This is a genomic window from Arthrobacter zhaoguopingii, assembly GCF_009828595.1.
Classification (GTDB): Bacteria; Actinomycetota; Actinomycetes; order Actinomycetales; family Micrococcaceae; genus Arthrobacter_D; species Arthrobacter_D zhaoguopingii.
The window spans coordinates 67,338-92,048 of the sequence record NZ_WPNY01000003.1 but is presented as its reverse complement, the minus strand read 5'-3'; the positions used below and the strand labels follow the sequence as shown (position 1 = coordinate 92,048).

The 24,711-nt window shown below is 70.4% G+C and carries 22 protein-coding genes; 12 read left to right on the top strand and 10 right to left on the bottom strand.

Annotated features, from left to right (window positions below; genetic code table 11):
• Positions 1–78 precede the first annotated feature (78 nt).
• Positions 79–1,200 carry a glycoside hydrolase family 76 protein gene (locus tag GVV86_RS05040; protein ID WP_159801785.1) on the bottom strand — a complete coding sequence of 374 codons (1,122 nt, stop codon included), beginning with the start codon at positions 1,198–1,200 and terminating at the stop codon, positions 79–81.
• Positions 1,201–1,334: 134 nt separating this feature from the next.
• On the opposite strand from GVV86_RS05040, the gene GVV86_RS05035 reads away from it, so the two are divergent.
• The 4 genes from GVV86_RS05035 to GVV86_RS05020 are packed head-to-tail and all read left to right on the top strand — an operon-like array spanning position 1,335 to position 4,345.
• Positions 1,335–2,111 carry an SDR family NAD(P)-dependent oxidoreductase gene (locus GVV86_RS05035; protein ID WP_159801783.1) on the top strand — a complete coding sequence of 259 codons (777 nt, stop codon included), beginning with the start codon at positions 1,335–1,337 and terminating at the stop codon, positions 2,109–2,111.
• A 42-nt stretch (positions 2,112–2,153) separates the two neighbouring features.
• On the top strand, positions 2,154–3,353 hold the full coding sequence (locus GVV86_RS05030) for an acyl-CoA dehydrogenase family protein (RefSeq protein WP_159801781.1): 1,200 nt from the start codon (positions 2,154–2,156) through the stop codon (positions 3,351–3,353).
• 27 nt (positions 3,354–3,380) lie between these two features.
• Positions 3,381–3,812, top strand: a complete 432-nt coding sequence (locus GVV86_RS05025) for a VOC family protein (RefSeq protein WP_159801779.1) — start codon at positions 3,381–3,383, stop codon at positions 3,810–3,812.
• A 23-nt stretch (positions 3,813–3,835) separates the two neighbouring features.
• A complete protein-coding gene (locus GVV86_RS05020; protein ID WP_159801777.1) occupies positions 3,836–4,345 on the top strand; it encodes a GNAT family N-acetyltransferase in 510 nt (169 codons plus the stop codon).
• Positions 4,346–4,362: 17 nt separating this feature from the next.
• Here GVV86_RS05020 and GVV86_RS05015 read toward each other — a convergent pair whose 3' ends face one another.
• Together GVV86_RS05015 and GVV86_RS05010 are read right to left on the bottom strand one after the other, a co-directional pair.
• Complete coding sequence (locus GVV86_RS05015; RefSeq protein WP_159801775.1) at positions 4,363–4,908, bottom strand: GNAT family N-acetyltransferase; 546 nt, start codon at positions 4,906–4,908, stop codon at positions 4,363–4,365.
• 32 nt (positions 4,909–4,940) lie between these two features.
• Positions 4,941–6,470 carry a glycosyltransferase family 39 protein gene (locus GVV86_RS05010; RefSeq protein ID WP_159801773.1) on the bottom strand — a complete coding sequence of 510 codons (1,530 nt, stop codon included), beginning with the start codon at positions 6,468–6,470 and terminating at the stop codon, positions 4,941–4,943.
• Positions 6,471–6,552: 82 nt separating this feature from the next.
• Between GVV86_RS05010 and GVV86_RS05005 the strand changes: the two genes are divergently transcribed.
• Both GVV86_RS05005 and GVV86_RS05000 read left to right on the top strand, forming a co-directional pair.
• Positions 6,553–7,359, top strand: a complete 807-nt coding sequence (locus GVV86_RS05005) for a class I SAM-dependent methyltransferase (protein ID WP_246669880.1) — start codon at positions 6,553–6,555, stop codon at positions 7,357–7,359.
• Positions 7,360–7,776, top strand: a complete 417-nt coding sequence (locus tag GVV86_RS05000) for a DUF7793 family protein (protein WP_159801771.1) — start codon at positions 7,360–7,362, stop codon at positions 7,774–7,776. It abuts the gene before it with no gap.
• 43 nt (positions 7,777–7,819) lie between these two features.
• Here GVV86_RS05000 and GVV86_RS04995 read toward each other — a convergent pair whose 3' ends face one another.
• From GVV86_RS04995 to GVV86_RS04965, 7 genes are all read right to left on the bottom strand, one after another.
• Positions 7,820–8,698: a hypothetical protein gene (locus tag GVV86_RS04995; RefSeq protein ID WP_159801768.1), complete on the bottom strand. Its 879-nt coding sequence runs from the start codon at positions 8,696–8,698 to the stop codon at positions 7,820–7,822.
• Positions 8,699–9,142: 444 nt separating this feature from the next.
• Positions 9,143–9,784 carry a DedA family protein gene (locus GVV86_RS04990; protein WP_159617167.1) on the bottom strand — a complete coding sequence of 214 codons (642 nt, stop codon included), beginning with the start codon at positions 9,782–9,784 and terminating at the stop codon, positions 9,143–9,145.
• A gap of 56 nt (positions 9,785–9,840) precedes the next feature.
• Complete coding sequence (locus GVV86_RS04985; RefSeq protein WP_159802194.1) at positions 9,841–10,755, bottom strand: RluA family pseudouridine synthase; 915 nt, start codon at positions 10,753–10,755, stop codon at positions 9,841–9,843.
• Positions 10,755–11,579 carry a DNA-formamidopyrimidine glycosylase family protein gene (locus GVV86_RS04980; RefSeq protein WP_159617166.1) on the bottom strand — a complete coding sequence of 275 codons (825 nt, stop codon included), beginning with the start codon at positions 11,577–11,579 and terminating at the stop codon, positions 10,755–10,757. Before GVV86_RS04980 ends, GVV86_RS04985 begins: the two co-directional genes overlap by 1 nt.
• 47 nt (positions 11,580–11,626) lie before the next feature.
• On the bottom strand, positions 11,627–16,579 hold the full coding sequence (locus tag GVV86_RS04975) for a DNA glycosylase AlkZ-like family protein (protein ID WP_159801766.1): 4,953 nt from the start codon (positions 16,577–16,579) through the stop codon (positions 11,627–11,629).
• Positions 16,580–16,628: 49 nt separating this feature from the next.
• On the bottom strand, positions 16,629–17,291 hold the full coding sequence (locus GVV86_RS04970) for a DUF4232 domain-containing protein (protein ID WP_159801764.1): 663 nt from the start codon (positions 17,289–17,291) through the stop codon (positions 16,629–16,631).
• Positions 17,292–17,377: 86 nt separating this feature from the next.
• Entirely contained in the window at positions 17,378–17,839 is a 462-nt protein-coding gene (locus GVV86_RS04965; RefSeq protein ID WP_159617163.1) for a 23S rRNA (pseudouridine(1915)-N(3))-methyltransferase RlmH, read from the bottom strand.
• 152 nt (positions 17,840–17,991) lie between these two features.
• Between GVV86_RS04965 and GVV86_RS04960 the strand changes: the two genes are divergently transcribed.
• From GVV86_RS04960 to GVV86_RS04935, 6 genes are all read left to right on the top strand, one after another.
• Positions 17,992–19,446 (top strand): bifunctional cytidylyltransferase/SDR family oxidoreductase, encoded by a 1,455-nt coding sequence (locus GVV86_RS04960; RefSeq protein ID WP_159801762.1) that lies wholly within the window; start codon positions 17,992–17,994, stop codon positions 19,444–19,446.
• The gene (locus GVV86_RS04955) at positions 19,443–20,993 is read left to right on the top strand and encodes a class I SAM-dependent methyltransferase (protein ID WP_159801760.1); all 1,551 of its coding nucleotides are present in this window, start codon (positions 19,443–19,445) and stop codon (positions 20,991–20,993) included. Before GVV86_RS04960 ends, GVV86_RS04955 begins: the two co-directional genes overlap by 4 nt.
• Positions 20,990–21,223, top strand: coding sequence for a hypothetical protein (locus tag GVV86_RS04950; protein ID WP_159801758.1), 234 nt, complete (start codon positions 20,990–20,992; stop codon positions 21,221–21,223). Before GVV86_RS04955 ends, GVV86_RS04950 begins: the two co-directional genes overlap by 4 nt.
• Positions 21,224–21,340: 117 nt before the next feature.
• Complete coding sequence (locus GVV86_RS04945; protein WP_159801756.1) at positions 21,341–22,684, top strand: family 1 glycosylhydrolase; 1,344 nt, start codon at positions 21,341–21,343, stop codon at positions 22,682–22,684.
• A complete protein-coding gene (locus GVV86_RS04940; protein ID WP_159801754.1) occupies positions 22,674–23,804 on the top strand; it encodes a glycosyltransferase in 1,131 nt (376 codons plus the stop codon). Before GVV86_RS04945 ends, GVV86_RS04940 begins: the two co-directional genes overlap by 11 nt.
• Positions 23,805–23,862: 58 nt before the next feature.
• A complete protein-coding gene (locus tag GVV86_RS04935; protein WP_281406916.1) occupies positions 23,863–24,711 on the top strand; it encodes a phosphodiesterase in 849 nt (282 codons plus the stop codon).

Below are 24,711 nucleotides of genomic sequence, written 5' to 3'. Positions count from 1 at the left end.
AGCATGTCCTAACTTATTCCTATTTCACCACTTAGGTGTCGGAAATCACACCTTTTTCGTCACGTTCGTGTGACGTATTTATTCCTCCACCATGCGCCTGCGGAACCCGCGAGATCCTACGGCCTGCCGTTCGATCCGTGCCTCGGCTTCAAAGACCAAAAGGGCCTGGAGCTGAGTCGAGAGGTCGACCGGCGGGGCGGCGGCGGTCCCGGGTGCCGAAGGGAAGATCGAAGCGCCCCCAACGCTGCGGCGGCCCTCCCACAGGGCGGCCGCCGTCGCCTCGACAAGGCTCCGGGCGGTCCCCGCGGCATCGGGTGCCAGGCCCGGCGTGAGCGCCGCCTCCGCGAGGTAGCGGGTGAGGATGCCGGTGAACAGGCCGCCGTCGCCGGACCCGTGCGTGCGGAGGGAACCCTCCGGGGTGGTGAGCCGGGCCCGCACCGCGGCGATGAGGGATTCCGCCTGCCGCAGGTTGTGCCCGCCGCCTAAGGAGGTCAGGGCGCCCAGAACGGGCCCTTGGTTGTAGGTGTAGACCGCCCGCCTCAGTTTTTCGCCGTCGGCGGTGCGCTGGATGCCGTCGAGGTAAAGCCCCGACTGCGCGTCCCAGAGCCGCAGGCGCAGCCAGGCCAGAAGCCCGGCGGCCTGCTTCGAATCTCCGGCGCGGGCGAAATACAGGGCGGCCGGGGCTGTTGCCGGGGTGTTCTTGAAGTCGCGCCGCGTATTCCAGTAGACCCCTCCACCGAGCTCCGGCGTGACGGCCGAGCGCAGCGCCGCCCCGAGGGCGGCCCGGGCCCGCCGGTGGCGGGGGCGCCGGCCGGCGTCGATGAGGCAGCCGTCGAGCCGCTGGAGGGCGAGCGCGAGCCAGGCCATGTCGTCGAAGTAGGAGTTGGTCCACCGTGCGCCGTTCCGCAGCCGGATGCCCCGGGCCAGCCGCACCGCGCGCCGCAGGGCGGCGTCCGCACCTGCCGGATTCGGGGTGCGCAGGCGCAGGTGCCCGTCGAGGAGGGCATCGAGATAGTGTGCCTGCCACCAGTAGTGCCAGGCGAGGCCGCGCCCGCCGGGACGGGGAAAGGCGATCCGGCCCAGGCGGTTGCCGGGCAGGCCGAACGCGCGGGCGGCGAAGAGGGTTTCGACGCTCTCGGCGGCCGCCTGTGCCCGCGACGCAGGCGTGTCCGGCCCCGGAGAATCCGGCGGGGTGAGCATAAGACCACCCTAGCCAACCGGCTCCGCTGCCGGATTGAGCATTCTGCCCAGTTCTGCCTCCCCAGGATGCGGTGTGGGCGGCATCACAGTACGCTGAATGGGGCAGCATGCACATTTCTTCAGGGGGCTCTTTCATGGATGTAGCGGGTTCGGCGGCACTGGTCACCGGCGGCGCCTCCGGGCTGGGGCTGGCCACGGCCCAGCGGCTGATCGACGAGGGCGCCTTCGTCGTCCTCCTTGACCTTCCCTCCTCCGCCGGGGCCGAGGCCGCCGGCCGGCTCGGCCCGCGCGCTCAGTTTGTCCCGGCCGACGTCGCCGACGCCGCGCAGGTCGGCGCAGCGGTCGCGGCCGCGGGGGAACGGGCACCCCTGCGGGTCCTGGTGAACTGCGCGGGCATCGCCACCCCCGGGAAGGTCCTCGGCCGTGAGGGGGTGCTGCCGCTGGAGCAGTTCGAGCGGGTGATTGCCGTGAACCTCACCGGCACCTTCAACGTCATCCGGCTGGCGGCCGAGGCGATGGCCGCCGTCGAACCCGTTGAGGGGGCTGGAGGTTCCCCGGAGCGCGGAGTGATCATCAATACGGCCTCCGTCGCGGCCTTCGACGGCCAGATCGGCCAGCCCGCCTACGCCGCTTCGAAGGGCGGGGTCGCCGCCATGACGCTTCCCCTGGCGCGGGAGCTCGCCCGGCACCTGATCCGGGTCGTCACCATCGCCCCGGGCATCTTCGAGACCCCGATGATGGCGGGCCTGCCGCAGGAGGCCCAGGACTCCCTCGGCAGCCAGGTGCCCCACCCCTCCCGGCTGGGCAAGCCCTCCGAGTACGCCGCGCTGGTGTCCTCGATCGTCGCGAACCAGATGCTCAACGGCGAGACCATCCGGCTCGACGGCGCCATCCGCATGGGTCCGCGGTAACTCCTTCCCGGCCTCCGGCCGCCCAACCGAAAGGACTGCTCAATGGAGAGCCAGTTCGACACCAGTAACCTTCCGGCCGCTGACTTCCTCGGCTTCGAATCGCTGCTGAGCGCCTCCGAGCGGGCGAAACTTGACGACGTGCGCGACTTCCTCGCCAAGGAGGTGGCACCGTCGGCGGGGGATTGGTGGAACCGGGCCGAATTCCCGCACGACATCCTGCCGAAACTTGCGGCACTCGAACTGAGCACACCGGTGCAGCAGGGCTACAGCCACCTCTTCGGCGGAATGGTCATCGCGGAGATGACGCGCGCCGATACCTCCCTGGCCACCTTCTTCATGGTCCACCACGACCTCTTCGTCGAGGCGCTCCACCAGTTCGGGTCCCCGGACCAGAAGCGCCGGCTCCTCCAGGCCGCCATGGACCTGCGCATCACCGGGGCGTTCGCCCTGACCGAGCCGCAGCACGGATCCGATATCGCAGGCGGGATGGCCACCACGGCCACCCGCGACGGGGACACCTGGATCCTCAACGGAGCCAAGCGGTGGATCGGCAACGGGACGTTCTGCGACTACATGCTGCTGTGGGCGCGCGACACCGAGACGTCGGCGGTGCGCGGCTTCATCCTCGACGCCACCCTGCCCGGCGTCACCCGGACCCCGATCGAGAACAAGATCGCCCTGCGCACCGTGCAGAATGCCGATATCGTCCTCGAGGATGTGCGGGTGGCCGAAGCCGACCGCTTCGAGGGGATCGACAGTTTCTCCGACACCCGGCGCCTGCTCCTTGGCTCGCGCATCCTCGTGGGCTGGCAGGCGGTGGGACAGCAGCTGGCCGCGTACGACGTCGCCCGCCGGTACGCGCTGGAGCGCTACCAGTTCGGCCGCCCGCTGGGCAGCTTCCAGCTGATCCAGGACCAGCTGGTGACGATGCTCGGCAATACGACGGCGAGCCTGGCCCTCATGGCCCGGAACGCCCAGCTGCAGGACGGCCCGGGATCGCCGGGCACCCCGGAGGGCCCGGGCATGCCCCAGGCGGCCCTGGCGAAGTCCTACACGACGGCCCGCATGCGTGAGACTGTCGCCCTTGGGCGGAGCATTCTTGGCGGCAACGGGATCGTGACCGACTACGGTATGGCGAAAATCTTCGCCGATGCCGAGGCCATCTACACCTATGAGGGTTCCTACGAGATCAACACCCTCATTGTGGGGCGGGCCCTCACAGGGCTTTCGGCCATCGTCTGAGCCGCCGGAGAGGATTAGACTGCGGCCATGACGGAGAAGGAGCCCGCCCGTCCGGTGCGGCAGCTGCGGGTCGTGGTGCGTGCGGAGGACTACGACGCGGCGCTGGCGTTCTACCGGGACGTGCTGGGCATGCCCGAGGAGGAGGCCTACGAGGGTGCCGGCGGCGCCCGCGTGATCATCCTGGACGCCGGCCGTGCCACCCTCGAACTGTCGAATCCGGCCCAGGTGCGACTGATCGACGGCGTCGAGGCAGAGGGCCGGCCGAGCGCGCGGATCCGGATCGCTTTTGAGGTCGACGACGCCGCCGGCACCACGCACCGGCTCGTCGAGGCCGGAGCCGAACTGATCGCCGAACCACGCGAGACGCCGTGGCGTTCGCTGAACTCCCGGCTCGACGCCCCGGCAGGGATCCAGCTCACCCTCTTCCAGGAACTCGACCCCAAGCCGGGGAACCCCTGACACAGGACGCCGCGCCGCCTGGAGTGCGGATCCGGAGCGCGGCACTCTCCGAGCTTGAGGCCCTGCGCGAGATTGAGCGCGCCGCAGGGGAGTCGTTCCGGGCGCTCGGCATGGTGGAGATCGCCGAGGACGAGCCGCTGTCGGTGGGCGAGCTCGCCGTGTTCTCCGCGGACGGCCGGGCCTGGGCCGCCGTCGATGCCGACGGCTCCCCGGTGGGCTACCTGCTGGTCAAGCGGGTCGGCGCCAATGCCCACGTCGAACAGGTCAGCGTGCACCCCTCCTGCGCCCGGCAGGGGGTCGGACGGCGCCTCCTCGACACCGCTGCGGACTGGGGCCGCGGGCAGGGGCTTGGAAACCTCACGCTGACCACCTTTAGTGAGGTCCCCTGGAACGCCCCGTACTACCGGCGGCTGGGCTTCCGGGACGTGCCGGACGACGCGCTGGGGCCCGGCCTGAAACAGGTCGTTGCAGAGGAGGCCGCCGCCGGTCTGGCCCGGTGGCCGCGGGTGGTGCTCAGCCGCCCGCTGGCATAGGGCCCCTGCCGCCCAGGTCAGGCCAGGCCCAGTTCAAGCACCGTTTCCCATCCGTCGTCCTCATCCCACTGCCGGCCCACCGCCTGGAAACCGAAGGCGTCGACCAGGCGCTGTGAGGGCAGGTTGTCCGGCCGGACCGAGGCGCGGACCGTGTGAACTCCGGGTTCGCCGTCGGCGATGTCGAGGAGGATCCGAAGGGCCGCCCGCGCGTGGCCGCGCCGCCGGTGCCCGGGATCCACCTCGTATCCAACCTCGACCATCCCGTCGACGGGCGGTCCGTGGAAGCCCGCCCGCCCCACGGTGGTCCCGGAGGCATCGACGATGAGCCGGGTGATCCAGTCCGCGTCGCCCGGGGACGCGAGGAGCTGACGGCTGCGCATCCGCCACACGGCGCGGCAGCCGGTGGAGACGACATGGTCCGTCAGCGCCTCGGGCGTCAGGCGCTGCGCGGCGGCAAGGTCGCCGTCGGCCAGGGCATGGATGGCGGCCGGTGGCAGGCGCACGAGCCGGACGTCCCCGGCCCCTGCCGCGGAGGAACGCCAGGGATTCGCTGTCGGTGTCATCCGACCATCCTCCTCTACCGGCAGTTCCACCGTTAGTCGTAGTGGGCGAAGGCCGGCCACAGCTCCCGCCAGCCGGATGTAGGGGAGGAACAGACGAGAATTTCCTGGCCCTGCTCCTCGTTGTCGACGCTGACGCGGTTATCGAGCACTCCGGCGCTCCGGCAGTTCTCAAGGAGGGTGCGCGCCAGCGACGCCTGGCCCCCGACGACGATCACCGCGCCGCCGGTGTCCGGCGGTCTCCCGCGGAACTGGAGTTCGTTGTGCCCGCTGTAGGCAGGAGGCAGCCCCAGCGCGGGTCCGTACCTCGCCAGTGCCCCGGCTTCGCCGTAGTTGCTCGCGATGAGGACGGCACCCTCGGCGTCCTTCCCGGGCAGGGAGCGGTACACGGCGGCGACCTGCTCCACGTACACCGGCCAGCCCACCGAGTCCGCAGCCACCTGGTTGATGTCCGGAACCGGGCTCGCAGCCAGGGCGGGCACCGGCAGCACCGGCAGGGAGATGACGGCCGCCACCGCCGCATTGAGGGCGACGGCTCCCGCGGCAAGCGCCCGCCACCGGACCCGGGCGGCGGCCAGGAAGGCAGCGGTGGGCACGCAGCCGGCCGCGAACAGCACTGTCAGCAGGCCCGAGGGGTAGTAGATCTGCCCGCCCGCAAGGAAGGTCAGGGCCAGCAGGACGGGCAGGGCGGCGGCGGTGAACCGGACCGTCCGCCACTGCGGCCGGCGCAGCAGGGCAACGGCGCCCGCGGCCCAGACCGCGGCGAGGGGAGGCCCGAGCGTCAGAAACAAGAAGGGCCACATCAGCACCCGGGTTTCGGCCGCGTTGTTCTCCGCGAGCGCCGCCCCCATCTCAAGCTGCGGCCAGCCGTGCGCCGCCTGGTAGATGAGGTTCGGCGAACCAATGGCGAGTGCCAGCGCCGCCGCACCCCAGACCCAGCCCGAGCGGAACACCCGCCGCGGGCCGGCAAGGAGCAGGCCCACGGCCAGGGACACCAGCAGCCCGGCGATCAGCAGCTTGTTGTACATGGCCAGTCCGACGACGACGCCCGCTGCAAGCCACCACGCCGGCTGCTCCCGCAGGACGGCGCGCATCATCAGCAGGACGACGGCGGGCCAGAACACCAGGTCGAGGGAAGAGGTAAGCAGAACATGCCCAAACAGCAGCGGCGCCGTCGCGAACGCGTAGGCCCACGCGCACAGCGACTGGGCGGCCCGGCCGCCGCCCAGTTCCCGGGTGATGAGCACGACCACGAGGACCGAAGTGACGGCGGCGAGCGTCGCCGGAATCCGGATGGCCCACACCTCATCGGCGACGAGGAAGCCGAACAGCCTCACCAGCAGCGGGGTGAGCGGGGGCTGGTCCACGTAGCCCCACGCCGGGGGAAGCATGCGGAAGTACAGTTCATCGCGGTGGTAGCCGTACGCCGCGCTGGACACTGTGAGGAGAACGCCGAGGGCGGCCATCGCGGCGAACACCGGGAAGCGGGCGAGGGGCGGCAGCTCCGGTCCGCGCTCCGCTGCGCCGCCGGAACGGGCGGGAAGGGCCCGGGCCTGCGTGTTCACCCCGCCAGCCTAACCCCGCCGCCCGGCAGGCACCGGCGGGTCGGGCTGGCCGCACCCCTGCCGAAGTGGCAAAGTGACGCATGTGACAAAAGGAGATAGCGCGGCCGTTCGACTGCTGAACAGGGCACGGCTGGTGCCGAGGATCGCGTGGCTTGCCGCGCGGGCGCCCCGGGATCCCCACCGGGCGTGGGAGGGGTACTGGAAGGACATCCGGACCACGGGTGCCGGCGGGCAGGTGCTCTGGGATTCCGCTTCCGATGCGGAGCGGGAACAGTACGCCGACGCACTTCGGGCCCACCTCGACACGTCGCTGCCGGTCATCGACGTCGGCTGCGGCAACGGGTCGTTCACCCGCTGGCTGGCCGGCATCTTTCCCGAGGCGCTCGGCGTCGATGTGTCTCCCAGTGCTATCGCCCGTGCCGAGGCGGAGGCCGCGGGCCTGGCCAATGTCTCCTTCGCCGTCGTCGATGCCACCGAACCGGGCGCCGCAGTCTCCCCCCACCGTGGGGCATGCAATGTCTTCGTCCGCGGGGTCCTTCACGTCCTGCCGCCCCGGTCACAGGCGGTGATGGCCGCCAATCTCCGCACCTCCGTGCGCGGCGGGCGGGTATTCCTCACCGAAACCAACTTTCCGGGAAGCTCCCTTGAGTACGTCGAACGGCTCGGGGCCGCCCCCGGGTATATCCCGGCGGGCCTGAAGCGCGCCATCGCCGGACTTCCGCGCCCCGGCCACTTCGGCGCCACCGAACGCGGGGCCGCCTTCCCCGAAGACCAATGGAAGCTTCTCGCCGACGGACCGGCCGTCATCCACGCCGTTCCCTCCGAGACCGCCGAGTCAACACCGATCCCCGGATACTTTGCGGTGCTGCAGCCGCGGAAGGAGGCCTGAATGGAAACCCCGTCGGGAGAATCCACGGCGCCCCTGCCGATCGAAGGCGGGAAGGGCACGCTTGAACTCCGGCCGGACGGCGTCCTGCACCTGAAGTGGGACCGCGGCATCCACATCGCCTCGGCCGATGCCCGGGCGGCCATGGACGTCGTCAACCTGCTCTGCGCGGACACCTCCCACCCCATGCTCGTCGACATGGAGACCACCCGGTCGGTCAGCAGGGGAGCCCGCAGCACTTTTTCCATCCCGTGCGGTGCCTCACGGATTGCGCTGCTGGGCTCCTCGCCGGTCGACCGGCTCCTTGCCAACTTCTTCCTCGGCCTTCACAGCCCGCCGTGCCCCACCCATTTCTTCACCTCGCGGGACAGCGCGCTCGACTGGCTGAAACGGCCCGACGCAACAGAGGCACCGGACTGAACCACCGGACTGAACCACCGGACTGGGCCATGGCCTTCCGGTGCTATCCGGCGAGGTTGAGGGGAGGCCGGGCGGCGTCCTGAAGAGCGCGCAGCCGCCGCCGGCGCTCATGGTCCACCCGGTGCCTCCGGGAACCGGCGGTGATCAGCAGCAGGAAGACGGCGAGGCCGGCCGCGAAGGCAACCGGTGCGGACGCGGGTTCGCCGAAGAGCCGGTCGAAGAGGAGCCAGATGAGCCCCCAGACCACCGCCAGGGCGACGCTGAGGTGCCCCCTGCCCATGCTGCACAGGACCGCCGTGCCGACGGTCACCAGCCCGACGGCGATCAGGGCCCAGGTCTGAGCGCCAAGGTCGAACAGATCCGTCCCCTGCCGGTCGGCCAGCGCGGCGGCGTGCACCGCTGTCTCGATGATGGTCCAGCCCAGCAGCAGGCCGAGGGGTACATCGACTGCAGCGCCTTCAATCCGGCCCTCCGCCGGGTAGCGGTGCAGGGTGCCCAGGGTGGTCAGCAGCACGCCGAGAAGCAGGACGACGATCGCCGCCGCCAGGGTCTGCAGCTCCTCCGGGCCGCTCAGCCGGATCGCGATGAGGAGCACGAATGCCGAGGCGAGAGTCCAGCCGAGCCGGCGCTGACGCTCCTTACGGCGCTGCGAGGGCAGCCACTGGTACAGCACGTAGACGCATAGAGCCAGGTCGATGAGGACCCGGATCCACAGGGCACCCGCGGCGGGAAGAAGCAGGGTCGGTCCCGGCAGCGGCGGCCCGGACTGGAATGGATCCCACGCGCGTCCGCCCGGCGCAAGGAGCCAGGCCACTGCGGCCAGCGAGACCAGAACAGCGCGCAGCAGGTCCGGATCCCAGGCTCTGACGTGGGCGGCAGCGGCCGCAAGGCGATTCTGAGGCGCGGCCGTCCAGGCGGGCATTCTTCCCCGCCCGCTGCCGCGCGGCGCGGCCGGCCGGGACGATTCCCGTCGGCGTCCCCCGCCCGGTCCAAGGGCGGAGGTCACGGCCCGGATCCGTCCGCGAGCCCGGGGCCCTCCAAGGGCGGAGGTCGCGGCCCGGATCCGTCCGCGAGCCCGGTGCCCTCCAAGGGCGGAGGTCATGCCGTGGATCCGTCCGCGAGCCCGGGGCCCTCCAAGGGCGGAGGCCACGGTTCGGAATCGGCGGCGAGCCCCGCCGCCCGGGCCACTGGGACCCTCTTCAGCCGCGGACACCGTCGGAGGAACCGAGGGCGCAGGCGGGACCTTCACCTCATGCGTCGGCTTCACTGCCTCCCTTTCGACGGGTGCTGCGCTGCGGGTTGTCCGGCGCGCTCGCGTTCAGCCTACCCACTTCCGCGCGGCGGCGGGCGGAAGTGCCGGGCGGGATCATGGCGAATCCGCGCCGGCCGTCCCTCCGGTCTCCCCGGCGCCGGCGGCCCTGGCCCTCCGGCGCTGGCGCAGGCCAAGAACGGCTGCGGTCACGAGCCCCACAAGGGTCCCGACGGCGGTTCCCAGCACGACGCTCACCCAGAGCGGCAGTCCGGTGGAGGCGCCGGTGAGGTAGCCAAGGCCCAGGAGCCACGCGGCCCACAGGCACGCGCCCAGGGCGGTCAGGACCATGAAGGGGCGGAGCGCGACCTCGGCGATGCCGGCCGCCGCGACGCTGGCGGTCCGGCCGCCGGGCAGGAACCGCACAGCGACCAGCCCGGCGTAGGTCGGCGACTTGCCGGCCTTCTCAACTGCGCGGCGGAGCCCGCCGTGGACCGACCGGCCCCAGCGGAAGCGGTCGAGCCAGTGCGTCAGGCGGCGGCGGAAGAGCACAAACAGCGCGAGGTCGCCGACCCAGCTGCCGGTGGTCGCCACGAGGACGGCCGCAGGCAGGAAGAGGTTCCCATGCGAGGCCATGGTGCCGGCGGCGATCACCATCAGTTCCGAGGGCACGATGGGGAGGATCACGTCCACGACGATGATGGTGAACATGAGCAGGAAGTAGAGCGGCATAGCCAGGTCGGGGCCGGGGATCTCCACTCACCCAACCTACAGGCCGCCGGTGGGGAAAGCAGAGGCGTCGGGCCAAGCCCCGGTTAATTCGGGGGGAACTCCGAGAGCCGCAGCGATGATTCGAAGAAGGCCTCGGCGCCGCTGAGCGGGTCGGTGAAGGAGATGCTTCTGGCGAGCAGCTGCAGCGGCTTCGAGTAGTCATCGGCCGCCTGCGGCTTCAGGACGGGGTAGAAGGGGTCGTTGAGGATGCCCAGCCCCAGCCCGGCCATGTGCAGCCGAAGCTGGTGGGTCTTGCCGGTGTGCGGCTGCAGCCGGTACCGGCCCGCGCCTGCCGCCTGCTCGAGGAGGCTCACCGCCGTCTCGGTGTTGGGGGCGCCCTCGACCTCCTGGGCCAGCAGGTAGGTGCGGGACTTCACGATGCGGCTGCGCACCGTGAGGGGCGCCGCATCCAGTCCGAGCTCCGGCCGCACCGGGGCGATTGCCTCGTACTCCTTGCGGATCTGGCGGTTCTCGAAGAGTAGCTGGTACTTGCCGCGCGTCGCCGGGTTCACCGAGAACATCAAAATGCCGGCGGTCATGCGGTCGAGCCGGTGCATGGGGATCAGGTCGGGCAGGCCCAGCTGCACCCGCAGGCGCACCAGCGCCGACTCCGCGACGTACATTCCGCCGGGGGTCGTCGGCAGGAAGTGGGGTTTGTCGACCACCAGCAGGTCATCGTCCTGGTGGAGGATGCCGAGTTCCACCGGGAGCCGCTCCTCGACGGGAAGCTCGCGGTAGTACCAGATGAAGGTGTGGTCGGTCAGCGGGGTCTCCCGGGTGAGCACGGTTCCACCCAGGGCCACCACCTCGCCGCGGTCGAACCGCTCGGCGATGCCGTCGGGGTTCACATGGTCGAAGCGGTTAAGGATGTACTCGAGGGCCGTGGACCACGGCCCTTCGTCGGGCAGGCGGAGGCGGGTCGCATTGACTCCGTTGCGCACCGGAAGGGGGGACTTCATCACCTTTCAAGGGTACGGCCACCGCCGCCGGGCGGCTGGCAGTGGGGGCAGTAGTAGAGGTCCCGCAGTTCGAGTTCGTTGTCTCCAAGCTGTTCGAGGACCACCGGGGTGCCGCAGCGCAGACAGCCGCGGTTCGAGCGGCCGTACACCCACAGGTTGTTGCCGCGCAGGTTGCCGGTGGTGGCGCGGGTGCTTCGCAGCTTGTTCGCCTCGAGCAGCTTCTTGGCCAGGTCGACGATGCGGGGCAGGTTCCGGACCTCGCCGACGGGCGTCAGCGGGTGGACCCCGGCCAGGAAACACAGCTCGCAGCGGTAGACGTTGCCGATGCCCGCCAGGTTGCGCTGATCGAGCAGGGCCAGGCCGAGCGGCCGTTCCGGCTGAAGGGAGAGCCGCCGCAGCGCCTCGGCGGGGTCCCAGTCCGCGCCGAGCAGGTCCGGCCCGAGGTAGCCCACGGCCTCCTCCTCGCCCGAGCGAGGCAGGACCCGCAGGAAACCCAATTCGAAGCCGACGACGACGTTGTCGGCCGTCTCGAGCACGCACCGGGCCTTGAAACCGGGCCGGCGCCACTTGGAGCCGTGGGCGTACACGTGCCAGAGCCCTTCCATCTTCAGGTGGGAGTGGATGTCCCACCCTTCCGCGTCTCCGCCGCCGCCTCCGCGGATCAGCAGGTGCTTGCCCCGGGAGACCACCTCCTCGACGGTGTCACCGGTGAAGTCCACCGTGGCAAAGCGCGGCACCCTAATGTCGCACCGGGTCAACGCCTTTCCGGCGAGGGCCGCGTGAAGGTCGCGGGCGGCCCGCCAGACGGTATCCCCCTCAGGCACGGATTTCCCCTTGAGTGTTGATGTGCCGCCGGACGCCGATGCGTTTTCTAAGCACGGATCCTCAGCCCCTTGGGTGTTGTGTAGAAACCGGCGGCGGCCAAGGCGGAGCCCACCCCGGTGTCGAGGATCTCCCCGCCGTTGACCTTCTCCAGCGCCATCTTGTCGGCCGCGCCCCGCCGGATGACGCCGACGAGGGCGGCGGCGGCCGCGTCGAGGGTGGGCTGGTCCTCGGTGAAGACCAGCAGCGTCTTGCCTCCCCGCTCGACGTAGAGCACCAGTTCACCGTCGACGAGCACGACCAGGGCGCCGGCCTTGCGGCCGGGCCGGTGCCCTCCCTCGGCCTGCGGCCAGGCGAGGGCGGCGCCGTACGGGTTGGCCGGGTCGGTCGCGGCCAGGGCCGTCGCCGTGGGCGACGGCCCCCCGGCGGCCTCCGAGCGCGGATCGTTGTCAGCGCTGAAGGAACGCAGCCGGTCCACGGTCGAGGGCACCGCGAACTGGGCCGCGCCGAGCTTCTCGATGAAGTAGCCGCGTCGGCACCGGCCCATCTCCTCAAGGCGTGCAAGCACCTTGTACATCAGGCCGAACCCGCCGGGCACCCCTTCGCTGCCCACCGCTCCGCGGGTGACCACACCGTAGCGGTCAAGGAGCAGTTCGGCGGTGGCGTGGGCGTGGAGGGTTGACTCGTGCTCAACCGGCGGCAGCAGGTTCCAGCGTCCCGCCGCGACCGGCGGGGTGGCGCGCTGGTACCCGGAGACGCCGTCGGGCCCGCCGGCCAGGCTCATTGAACTGTTCGTGAGGGAACGCCCCGGTGCGCGCCCCAGCCGCCCCGCCCGGGAGGTGCGGGCGCGTGCCGGGGGCTGGCGCTGCTTGTGCGCGGTCCGGCCGCCGGCCAGCAGTGCCCGGACCGGGGTGAAGGTGTCATTGCTGACGCGCCCGGCCCACACCAGGTCCCACAGGGCGGTGACGAGGTCGGCCTCGGAGGGGACGCTGTCGACGTCGAGGGCGGTGCTCAGCTGGCGCAGGAAGTAGCCTCCGCCGCCGCCGAGCAGTTCGAGCAGCGCCGCGGAGAGCGGCGAGGGCTCGTACGCCGGGTCGGGGCGGAGGGTCAAAGGCGCGTTTTCCGCGAGGTGCAGGGCGATCCACCCGTCGTTTCCGGCGAGCGATCCGGCACCCGACCAGACCACCTCCCCGGTGGCGGTGAGCTCATCGAGCATGGCCGGAGAGTAGTTGGCTACCCGCTGGCCCAGGATGAGCGGCTCCCAGGCCGAGGCGGGAATCGGCACGCCGGAGAGCTGGTCCACCACCGTTGCCACACCGTCGAGTCCGCGCAGGGTGGAGCCGACATGCTGCCAGACCGGAAGGAACCGTCCGTAGGCGGCCGGGTCGACCGGCTCCACCTCCTGCCGCAAGGCCGCAAGGGAGCGCCGCCGCAGCCGGCGCAGGACCTCGACGTCGCACCATTCGCTCGGGGCGGCCGGGTGGACGACGGTGGTCTCCCCGTCATCCGGGGCGGCCTCGGCGGGCCGGAACTCGCCCTCGACGGTGCGCCCGTCGGCGGCGAGGCGCTGCAGGGCGGTCGCCACGATGGCGACGCCGAGGCCGAGCCGGGCCGCCGCTTCCGCGGCGGTGAAGGGCCCGTGGGTGCGGGCATACCGGCTGACAAGGTCCCCCAGTGGATCGGCGACGGGTTCGATGAAGGCCAGCGGGATCCCCATCGGCAGGGGGACCCCGAGGGCGTCGCGCAGCCGGGCGGCGTCCTCGACGGCCGAGATCCGTTCCACGCCGGCGATGGACACCCGAAGGGCACGGTTCGCGCGCAGCAGCGGCTCAACTAGGGCGGCCGCCTCGGCCTCGGTGGCCCGCGGCGCGGCGGCGGCTTCGCCGTCGGCCACCGCAGTGTCCTCGAGGCGCTCGGTGGGGCCTTCGAGCCGTTCGGCGATCTCGGCGATGCTCAGCGGGCCCAGGAGGCGCAGGAGGTCCGCCACCCCTTCCATGCCGCGGGCGCGCCGGTCCGGGCGGAGGCGCTGCAGCTCGCTTTCGGTGTCGGCGATGACCTTCGCGTCGAGCAGCTCGCGCAGTTCGGCCCGGCCCAGGAGCTCGTTGAGGAGAGTGGGATCCAGCGAGAGGGCGGCGGCCCGGCGCTCCGCGAGGGGGGAATCCCCCTCGTACAGGAAGGAGGCAACGTAGCCGAAGAGCATCGAGCGGGCGAAGGGGGAGGCCTGCTGCGTGGTGACCTCGACCATCCGCAGTTCGCGGCGCTCAAGGGAGGCGGCAAGCTCCTTCAGGGCGGGCAGGTCGTAGACGTCCTGGAGGACCTCCCTCACGGTCTCAAGGACGATCGGGAAGGTCGGGTATTTCTTGGCGACGTCGAGCAGCTGCGCCGACCGCTGCCGCTGCTGCCACAGCGGGCTGCGCTTGCTGGGGTTCTGCCGGGGCAGCAGCAGCGCCCGGGCGGCGCACTCGCGGAACCGGGAGGCGAACAGGGCGGAGCCACCCACCTCGGCCGTGACGATCCCGTCGAGCTCGTCGGCGTCGAAGAGGAAGAGGTCGGCGCCGGGCGGCTCGTCCTCCATCAGGGGCACGCGCAGCACGATGCCGTCGTCGGAGGCCATGGCGGAGCCCTCGATGCCGTACCGCTGTTCGAGCCGCGCCCCGACGGCGAGCGCCCAGGGGGCGTGCACCGGCATGCCGAACGGGCTGTGCAGGACCACGCGCCAGTCGCCGAGCTCGTCGTGGAAGCGTTCGACGACGAGCGTGCGGTCGTTCGGCACCACCTCGGTGGCTTCGCGCTGCTCCCGAAGGTAGGTCAGCAGGTTCCCCGAGGCCCACTCGTCGAGCCCGATCCGCTGGCAGCGCTCGCGGGCCTGGTCCTCCGGCGCGTAGGACATCTCGCGGACGAAGGCGCCCAGCGCCCGGCCCAGCTCGACGGGCCGGCCCAGGGAGTCGCCCTTCCAGAACGGCAGCTTGCCGGGCTGGCCGAAGGCGGGGGAGACGAGGACCCGGTCGTGGGTGATCTCCTCGATCCGCCAGCTGGTGGCACCGAGGGCGAAGACGTCGCCCACCCGCGATTCGTAGACCATCTCCTCGTCCAGCTCCCCGACCCGCCGGCCGCCGGCACGCGCCCCCTCACCCTCAGAGCCGACGAGGAAGACGCCGAACAGGCCGCGGTCGGGGATGGTGCCGCCGGAGGTGACGGCGAGGCGCTGGGCGCCGGGGCGCCCGGTGATCGTCCCCTCGGTCCGGTCCCAGATGATCCGTGGGCGCAGCCCGGCAAACTCATCGGAGGGGTACCTCCCGGCGAGCAGGTCGAGGGTGGCGTCGAAGGCCGAGCGGGGCAGGGTGGCAAACGGCGCGGACCGGCGCACGACGTCGAACCATTCCTCGACGTCGATGGTGCCCAGCGCGGCGGCGGCCACGGTCTGCTGGGCCAGGATGTCCAGCGGGTTGGCCGGAATGGCGAGGGGTTCGATCTTTCCCGCCAGCATCCGCTCCACCGTCACCGTGGTGTTCACCAGGTCGCCCCGGTGCTTCGGGAAGAGCACACCCTGGGAGACCTCGCCGACCTGGTGCCCTGCCCGGCCCACCCGCTGCAGGCCGCTGGCCACTGAGTGCGGCGATTCGACCTGCACCACGAGGTCGACGGCGCCCATGTCGATGCCCAGCTCAAGGGAGCTGGTCGCCACCACGCAGCGCAGCCGCCCGGACTTCAGGTCGTCCTCGATCAGGGCGCGCTGGTCCTTGGACACGGACCCGTGGTGGGCGCGGGCGAGCAGCGGCTCGGCGCCCGCGCTCTGGCCTGCCTGCGCCAGAATCTGGGCCGGCGGTGAAACGGGCGCCGCGGCCGGTACGCCGCGGGAAAACGGTCCAGCGGCGTCCAGTTCTGCGGCACCCGGTACCGCATCGGCTGCCCCGCCGGGGCCGTCTCCGGCGGACGCGTCTCCGGCCGGCGCGTCCCCGGCGGCCCAGACGGAGTTGCGCTCGAGGCGTTCGGCATGGATCTCATTGAGCCGGGCCGTGAGGCGCTCGGCGAGCCGGCGGGAGTTCGCGAAGACGATGGTGGAGCGGTTCTCCTCGATCAGGTCGACGATGCGTTCCTCGACGTGCGGCCAGATGCTCGCCTGCGGGACCGCGTCGCCGTCGGTCCCGCCGGGACCCCCGGTGGCACCGCCCAGCTCGGTCATGTCCTCCACCGGCACGGAGACGGTCAGGTCCCATTTCTTGGCCGAGGGCGGAGCGACGATCTCCACCGGGGCGTTGCCGGAGAGGAACCGTGCCACGGTCTCCCGGGGCTCGACGGTGGCCGAGAGCCCGATCCGCTGCACCGGCTTGCCCAGCAGGGCATCGAGCCGGGCCAGGGACACGGCCAGGTGCGCGCCGCGCTTGGTGCCGGCGACGGCATGCACCTCGTCGACAATGACGGTGTGGACCTCGGAAAGGGTTTCCCGGGCCTTCGACGTGAGCATCAGGAAGAGCGACTCGGGTGTGGTGATGAGGATGTCGGGCGGGCGGGTGAGCAGTGCGCGCCGTTCGGCCTGCGGGGTGTCACCCGAACGCACCCCGACGGTGATGGAGGGCGCCGGAAGGCCAAGCCGCCGGGCCGTCTGGGTGATGCCGATCAGCGGGGCGCGGAGGTTGCGTTCGACGTCGACTCCGAGCGCCTTCAGCGGGGAGATATAGAGCACGCGGGTGCTGCGGGCCGGCACCGCCGGTGCCTTCTTCGAGCCGGGGGAGCCGTTCGAGGCGGGTGCGTCATGCTCCCCATCCACCAGCAGGCGGTCAAGGGCCCAGAGGAACGCCGCGAGAGTCTTGCCCGATCCGGTCGGCGCCACCACCAGGGCATTCGATCCGGCTGAAATGGCCTTCCAGGCGCCCTCCTGAGCCGGGGTGGGCGCGGAGAAAGCGCCGGCGAACCACTCCGAGGTCGCCGGCGTGAACCTGCTCAACACCGATGTCACCCCAACATCATCCCCCAGATCGCCGACATTCGAGTCTGCTGACATTCCTCACTCCGGGCCCCCCCGGCGTGGGATGGAAGGGGCGGCCGCCGGGTCAGCCCGCGGGCTGCAGGGCGCCCACGGTCATCAGGACGATCGATGAGGCGGAGCAGGCGGTGGTCTCCTGCGGCAGGACGAGGGAGTCGGTGGCGCCGGGAGGGTAGACGCGCACCCCGGCGGCGGGCACCGCACCGCAGTCGGCGCCGTAGTTGCCCGCGTTGACCTGACGCAGCACCGCCGTCGCTGAGGCGCCGGGCTCGAGTGAGAAGGCCGTGCCCGGCTCACCCCGGTCGGCGGGCGCGCCGATCTGTGCGCCGGCCGCGTCAACGTAGGAGACCCCTGGGTAGCCGGCCACGTCGCAGGCGGCACCGGAGGTGTTCGTGAGCGTCAGGGTCCGGTAGACACTGCCGGCGGCGCCTGCACCCGGCTCGGTGGTCACCGCGCCGGACAGCTCGGCCGCGGTGCACACCCCGCCGTCGCCGGCGGTCGGTTCGGGATCCGCCTCAGGAGTCGACGAGGGCGACGAGGAGGGCGACGGCGCGGGCGTTGCCGAAGGCGCCTCCGACGCTGTCTCCGAGGGCGACGCCGACGCTGTCTCCGAGGCCGCCGGGGCCTGCGCCCCGGTCGGTTCGGAGGCCGCCGGCGCGCACGCGCCAAGCAGGGTGGCGGTGCCGATGGCCGCTGCGGCGATAATCCAGTGCGGTTTACCCGAAGTCATGAAGCAACACTAGACGTGGTGCCCGTGTGACGCACGAGGCGGAGCCCGTGCCGCCGATTGAGTTCCCCGATCGTTATGGAAGGGACCTACTCGTGATGGTAGGAGCGCCGCCCGGCGATCTCCTGCGCACGGTAGACCTGCTCGGCGAGGATGAGCCGGACCAGCTGGTGGGGGAACACGAGCTTCGACAGCGACAGGACGAAATCGGCGCGCCGGTGCACCGTGTCATCGACGCCGTAGGCGCCGCCAATGAGAAAGGTCACCGGACGGGAGGCGTCCAGGGCGCCGCCCAGGGTGCGGGAGAAGGCGGGCGAGTCGATGGACCTGCCCCGCTCGTCAAGCAGGATCACGTACTCGCGCGCCTCGGTGGTCTTGGCCAGGAGCCGCTCCGATTCCTCGGCCCGGGCGGCGTCCCCCTCGCGGGCCGAGTGCGGGAGGAACTGCCAGAACAGGTCGAAGGGTTTCTTGAGGCGCTTCTCGTAGCGGGCAATTCCGTCGGAAACCCAGCTCTCATGTTTCCGGCCCACGGCCAGTACTCGGATTGCCATTTCCTCAGGCTACCGCCCCGGAAGGGGGCTCCCCCGAAGGGTTAACGGGGGGCAAAGCGCAACCGTCGTGGAGGTGAACAAAAACAATGACCCCGCAGAAAAATATCAGTACGCTTACCAAATTCCGATGGAACCCGAAGGCAGGTGGAGAGATGGCGCATTCCAAGGACAGCAAACAGCTACCGGGTGGAGGATCAGCGCCCGGCGGGCGGACGATCGCCGTCATCCTCGCCGGGGGAGTCGGCACACGGATGGGGCTCGACATCCCCAAACAGCTCGTCCCCATCGCCGGCAGGACCAGCCTTGAGCACACCGTCGAAATCTTCTCGACCTGCCCGGGCATCGACGAGATCCTGGTGATGATGGACCCCGGCAGCATGGCCCGCGCCCGGGAACTCCTGCCCGCTTCCCGTTTTCCCCGGCTCTCCTCGATCCTGGAGGGGGGCCTCGACCGCAACGACACCTCCTTCCGGGCGCTGCAGGCCATCGCGGAGCCCGGCGCGAAGGTGATCTTCCACGACGCGGTGCGCCCGCTCGTCGATTCCTCAATCATCCGCGCCTGCATTGAAGCCCTCGACACCTATGAGGCAGTCGACACCGGCATCCCGTCGGCCGACACCATCATCGAGGTCGACGAGTCGAACATCATCCGGGCGGTTCCGCCGCGGTCCTCGCTGCGCCGCGGGCAGACTCCCCAGGCCTTCCGCTGGGACACCATTCTGGACGCCTACACCCGGGCCCGGCAGGATCCCGACTTCACGGCCACCGATGACTGCTCCGTCGTGCTGAAGTACCGCCCGGACGTGCCGATCATCGTCGTCCCCGGCCATGAGGCGAACATCAAGATCACCCACCCCATCGACATCCACTTGGCGGACAAGCTGTTCCAGCTGAAGAACCAGACGGCCGAACCGGTGCCGTTCCCGGTTTCCAGCCTGCGCGGTGCCACCGTCGTCATCTTCGGCGGCAGTTCAGGCATTGGCGAGGAACTGGCCCGACAGCTCGACGCCGAGGGTGCCAATGTCGTCTGCCACAGCCGCACCGGCTCGGGCACCTTCGTTGAGGACCGCACCTCGGTGGCCCGGGCGCTCGCCGGAGTGTCGGCGACGTATGGGCGGATCGACCATGTCGTCCTGACCGCAGGCGTGCTGACCATCGGGGCCCTGGCCGAACTCAGCGACGAGCAGATCCGGCACGACGTCGACGTCAACCTGATGGCCGCGTTCGTCGTCGCCCAGGAGTCTTATTCGTATCTCTCCGGTTCGCAGGGCTCGCTGCTGCTCTACTCCTCGAGTTCGTACACGCGCGGCCGGGCCAAGTACACCGTGTACTCGGCGACGAAGGCCGCCGTCGTCAATCTCACGCAGGCGCTCGCCGACGAGTGGGGTGAGGACCGCGTCCGGGTGAACTGCATCAGCCCCAGCCGGACGGCGACGCCCATGCGCGTGAAGGCCTTCGGCGTCGAGGATGAGCACTCGCTGGTCCAGGCCGGGGAGGTTGCCCGTGTCAGCGCGCAGGTGCTGGCCTCGGACCTCACCGGGCAGGTCTTCGACGTCCGGCTGCCCGCAACCGATCCGCTGCACGTCCCGCTGGAAACCGCGAAGTGAGCGCCTTTTTTGCCGCCGACACCAAGAGCCTGACCGTCACCGGAACGGAGCTCGCCCCGGGCTCGGCCGTCTCGGTCCTGCTCGCGGGGCGGCGCATCTGGACGTTCCGGGTACCCGAGGAAGGCTCCGGCTGGGACGGCGTGACGGTCGAATGGCCCCCGGCGCTTGCAGAACGGCTTCGGGGCAGGGCGCGGCTGGCGGTGGAACGCGACGGCACCCTGATCGGTGGCGAGCAGCCCGTCCAGTTCGACGAGAGCGACACCGAGCTGCTGCTGTGCGAGCCGGCCACCGGCATCCCGCTGGTGGTCAATAAATGGGGCAGGATCGCGCGCTCATTCGAGGGGCGCGAGGCCTCACTCCTTGAGGGGGTCCTTGACGAAGCCGAACGGCTCATTGAGCTGGTCCGGAACCGGGCCGGGATCGAGCTCTTCGTCACCGGGGGAACCCTGCTGGGCCCGGTGCGCGACGGACGGATTCTCCCCAGCGACGACGACGCCGACCTTGCTTACCTCAGCCGGCACGAAAATCCCTCCGACGTCGCCCTCGAAAGCTATGAGCTTGAGCGGATGCTCGTGGCGGAGGGCCACGAGGTGGTGCGGCACTCCAGCGGGCACCTGCAGCTGATGTACCCGGGCGGAACCGTCACCGACCGCTTCTACCTCGACATCTTCACCTACTTCGTCTGTTCCGGCTGGTTCCACGGCACCTTCCACGCCCGTGAACGCGCCGACGAGGTGACCGTCCTGCCGCTGAAGCCGGTGAACGTCAACGGCAGGATGCTTCCGGGTCCCGCGGAGCCGGAACAGATGCTCACCGCCATCTACGGTCCCGGCTGGCGGACCCCCGACCCGGCCTTCCGGTTCGTCACTCCGCCGTCGGCCGGGCGGCGGTTCTATTGGTGGCTCAACCATTTCGACGTCGACCGCGAGAACTGGGAGGACCACCACCGGGCCGAGATCTCCGCCGATCCCACGCCGCCGCCGCCGCCGTCGGCCTTCGCACGCTCGACCGCGGGCCGGCTCGCTCCCGGGTCCTCCGTGCTCGACCTCGGCTGCGGCCTCGGCGCCGATGCCCGATACCTCGCCGGGCAGGGACATGCGGTGCTCGGGGTGGATTACAGCAGGCCCGCCCTGGTATTCGCCCGCAGCGCGGGGGACGAGGGCGGGCGGCTCCGGTACGAGCACACGAATCTCTACATGGCCCGGGACGCGATGCGCCTGCGCAGGCAGTGCACGGAGCTGCCGGGGCCGGTTCAGGTGTATGGAAACCAGCTCTTCAACGCGCTCAGCCCGCTCGGCTGGGACACGACCCTCCAACTCGTGAAGAACCTGCTGGCGGAGCCGGGGGCACGGGCCCACTTCGAGGTCGGAATCGGCGGCGAGGTCGGATCCCCAAGCTGGATCGAGTACCGGCCCGTTGAGTGGCGCCGGTTCGAAGAGCAGCTGGCCCGGTACGGGATGGAGATCGACGAACGAGCGGATGTTCCGTTGTCGGAATCGGCAGGGGCCGAGGTTCGCAGGGTGATTGTCAGGAGGATGGAATCGTGAATGCTGTGCTTGCGAGATTGAGGGGGCCGGGGCGGAAACTGCTCCGGGCGGCGGTTCCCGGGATCCTGGGGAGAGTCGACGCCATCCCCGCCCTCCAGCGGGAGGTCGAGGACCTGCGTTCCGAGGTGATCCGCCTCGATGCGGATCTGGACGAGTCGCGCCGGCTCAACCTGCGCGCCGCCGAACTTCTCGACACCGTCTACGAGGAGCTTGGCCGGCGCCCGGTGTGACCGGGTCGAAAGGTAAGCACGACTTTTCCTCGCCCTCGAATAGTAAGCCATTTCACTGTTCGGAGATTCAGCTTCAGCCGGAGGCCTTTCCGCCTCCGCAACCGTCAGGAGGGCCGCATGGCATTCAGCACCAACCCGCCCGGACCGCCCATCGAAATCATCGGCGGGTTCGAGAGCACGTTCCTGCCGGCCCATGACCGCGACATCTTTGAAACCACCGAACACGATGTCCGTTGGCGGGAGGACCTCGATCTGCTGCGCCGCTCGGGGATCACCCGGCTGCGCTACCCGGTCCGGTGGCACCGTGTCGAGGCGGTTCAGGGAGTGTTCGATTGGTCGGCGACGGACGAGGTGCTGAACCACCTGCGCGATAACGGCTTCCGGCCCATCGTCGACCTCGTCCACCACACCAGCTATCCCACCTGGCTGGAGGGCGGCTTCGCCGATTCCGGGTTCGGTCCGGCCTACCTGCGCTACGCCGAGGCCTTCGCCCGCCGCTACCCGTGGGTGGAGGAGTACACGCTTTTCAACGAGCCCTTCTCAACCCTGTTCCTGTCCGGGCACGAAGCCATCTGGCCGCCCTACCACTCGGGACTCCAGGGCTTCATCGACCTTCTCGCCAACGTCCTGCCCGCCGTGGCCGAGGCGAGCCGCCTCTACCGGGAGCTGCTGCCGGAGGCCCGGCACGTCTGGGTGGACACCTGCGAGTTCCATACCGGATCCGATGCCCCCGGCCGGGCGTACGCCGACATGGCCAACGAGCGCCGCTTCCTCGTGCTCGACAGCTTCCTTGGGCGGGGCTATGACCCCGAGAGCCAGCTCGGCCGCGACCTCGCCCCGGTGGGAGGGGAGCGGCTGCAGGGCCTTGAGCCGGGCTTCGTGGACGTGCTCGGCCTCGACTACTACGCCCACTGCCAGTGGAACTTCTCCGTGGACGGCGGGACGGCCCCGACCCCGACGCCGCTTCCGCTGGCCGACCAGATCGGGCAGTACTGGGAGCGCTACGGTCTTCCCTGCGCCATCACCGAAACGAACGTCCGCGGACACACGGGCGACCGGGCGAGCTGGCTCAAGTATGTGCTGGAGCAGTGCGAGGAGGCGCAGGCGCGCGGCGTCGTCGTCGACGGCCTGTGCTGGTTCCCCGTTATCGACTCGACCGACTGGGACTCGCTGCTGTTCCGCTGCGACGGGCACATCGACCCGGTCGGCGTCTACTGGCTCGATGAACAGCTGGACCGCCGTGAATCGGTGATGTCCACCGCGTATGCCCGTGCCGCCGCCGGCGTGAGGGCCGTCGACCTGCCGGCCTACTCCTTCGCGGAGCCCGTGAATACGTGGCTGCGCGGGTACTTCCCGCAGATGTCCCACTGGAACTTCTCGGTGCCCCCGAGCACCGATATCGGTTCCAGCCTTCCCCGTACCACCACTCGAATGGAATTGAGGATCGTCGATGCAAAGTGAACTCATCGTGCTGTCGCACCTGCGGTGGGATTGGGTCTGGCAGCGCCCGCAGCAGCTCATGTCGCGGCTGGGCAAGGCTCCGGCCCGCACCACCTGGTTTGTCGAGGAGCCCCTCACCCCGGCCGGCGTCGAGGTGACCCGGAACCGCCTCGGCACCTCCGAGATGGATGGGCTGACCCGTGTCTGGCTCGAGATTCCCGAACAGGGAAGACACGTCGGCTTCTTCGACGAGGTGATGCCGGACTACATCGAGCAGCTCCCGCAGCTGATGGGCGAGCCTACCGGAGAGCGGGTCGTCTGGATCTACACTCCGCTGGCCCTCGAGGCCGCGCTGGCCCTGGCGCCCACAACGCTCGTCTACGACGTGATGGACGACCTCGCGGCATTCAAGGACGCGGCACCGGAGCTCATCGTGCGCCAGCGCCAGGCGCTCCGCCGCGCCGACGTCGTCTTCGCCGGCGGCCGCTCACTTCACCGTTCGGTGGTGAGGCAGGGGCGGGAGGATGCGCACCTCGTGCCCAGCGGCGTTTCGACCGAGCACTACGCCGCCGCGGGCCGGCATGCCAAGCGGAACCGGGAGCGCCCAGTGGCCGGGTACGTCGGTGTCCTCGACGAAAGGCTCGACCTCGGGCTCCTGGCGGACCTCGCGGCCCGGCTGCCGGAGTGGGACATCCACATGATCGGGCCGGTGTGCAAGATCGACCCGGCCGACCTGCCGCAGGCGCCGAACATCTCCTACCTCGGGCAACAGTCCTACGCGGATCTTCCCGGGCTGATGGCCGAACTCGACGTCGCCCTGATGCCGTTCGCCCTCAATGAGGCGACCCGCTCGATCAGCCCCACCAAGACGCTCGAGTACCTCGCCTGCGGGCTGCCTGTGGTGTCGACCCGGGTTCCCGACGTTGTCGCCGACTTCACCGGCGTCGTCGACCTCCAGGACGACGGCGAAGGGTTCGCCGCCGCGTGCCGTCGGCTTGTGGGTCGGGCCGGCCGTGCGCCGTCAGCCGAGCTGAAACGGCTGCTTCGACACCACCACTGGGACCGGATCGCCGGCTCGATGGAGAAGCTTGTGTTCTCGCGCCGGATGCATCCCGCCGAGACGGAGGAAGCGACGGCCTGAGCAGAAGGAGTATCGAGTGAGACCCGCGGTGTCGCGAGAGCATCCACCGGCAGATCACGTGATTCTGCATCTCAGCGACACCCATATGGTGGCGGATGGGCTGCTGTACGGCGGGGTTGACAGCGGGGCGCGGCTGGCTGCGCTCCTTGAGCAGATGGAGGCCTCCGGCATCGAGCCGGAGGCCCTGATCTTCACCGGCGACCTGGCGGACAAGGGGCATCCGGAGGCGTACGCGAGGCTGCGCGGCATCGTCGAGCCGATCGCGGAACGCCTCGGTGCGCAGCCGATCTGGTTGATGGGAAACCACGACGACCGGGCCGGGATGCGCACCGGCCTGCTCGGACAGCCCCCGGAGGAGGCGCCGCTCTACGGAAGCTACCGGCTGGGCGGACTGCGCGTGATCACGCTGGACACCTCGGTCCCGGGATACCACCACGGGGAGATCTGCGCCGAGCAGTTCGAGTGGCTGGCTGAGCAGCTCGCCCATCCCGCCCCGGAGGGAACCGTCCTGGCCATGCACCACCCGCCGGTGCCGATGATCCAGGACCTCGCCGTCCTGACGGAGCTGCGGCGCCAGGACCTGCTTGAGGCGGCGCTTCGCGATTCGGACGTCCGGCTGATCCTCGGCGGGCACCTCCACTACTCCTCCGCCGGGACCTTCGCCGGGATTCCGGTGTCGGTGGCCTCGGCCACCTGCTACACGCAGGACCTCAGCGTGGAGCTGGGTGGATCACGGGGGCGGGACGGTGCCCAGGCCCTCAACCTGGTGCATGTCTACCCGGGTACGATCATCAACTCGGTGGTGCCGATTGGCTCTTTTCCGACGGTGGGGCAGTACGTTTCCCCCGAGGAGGTGCAGCGGCGGCTGGGGATTGCGGGTGTGGGCGGCACGATCCGCAAGCGGTGA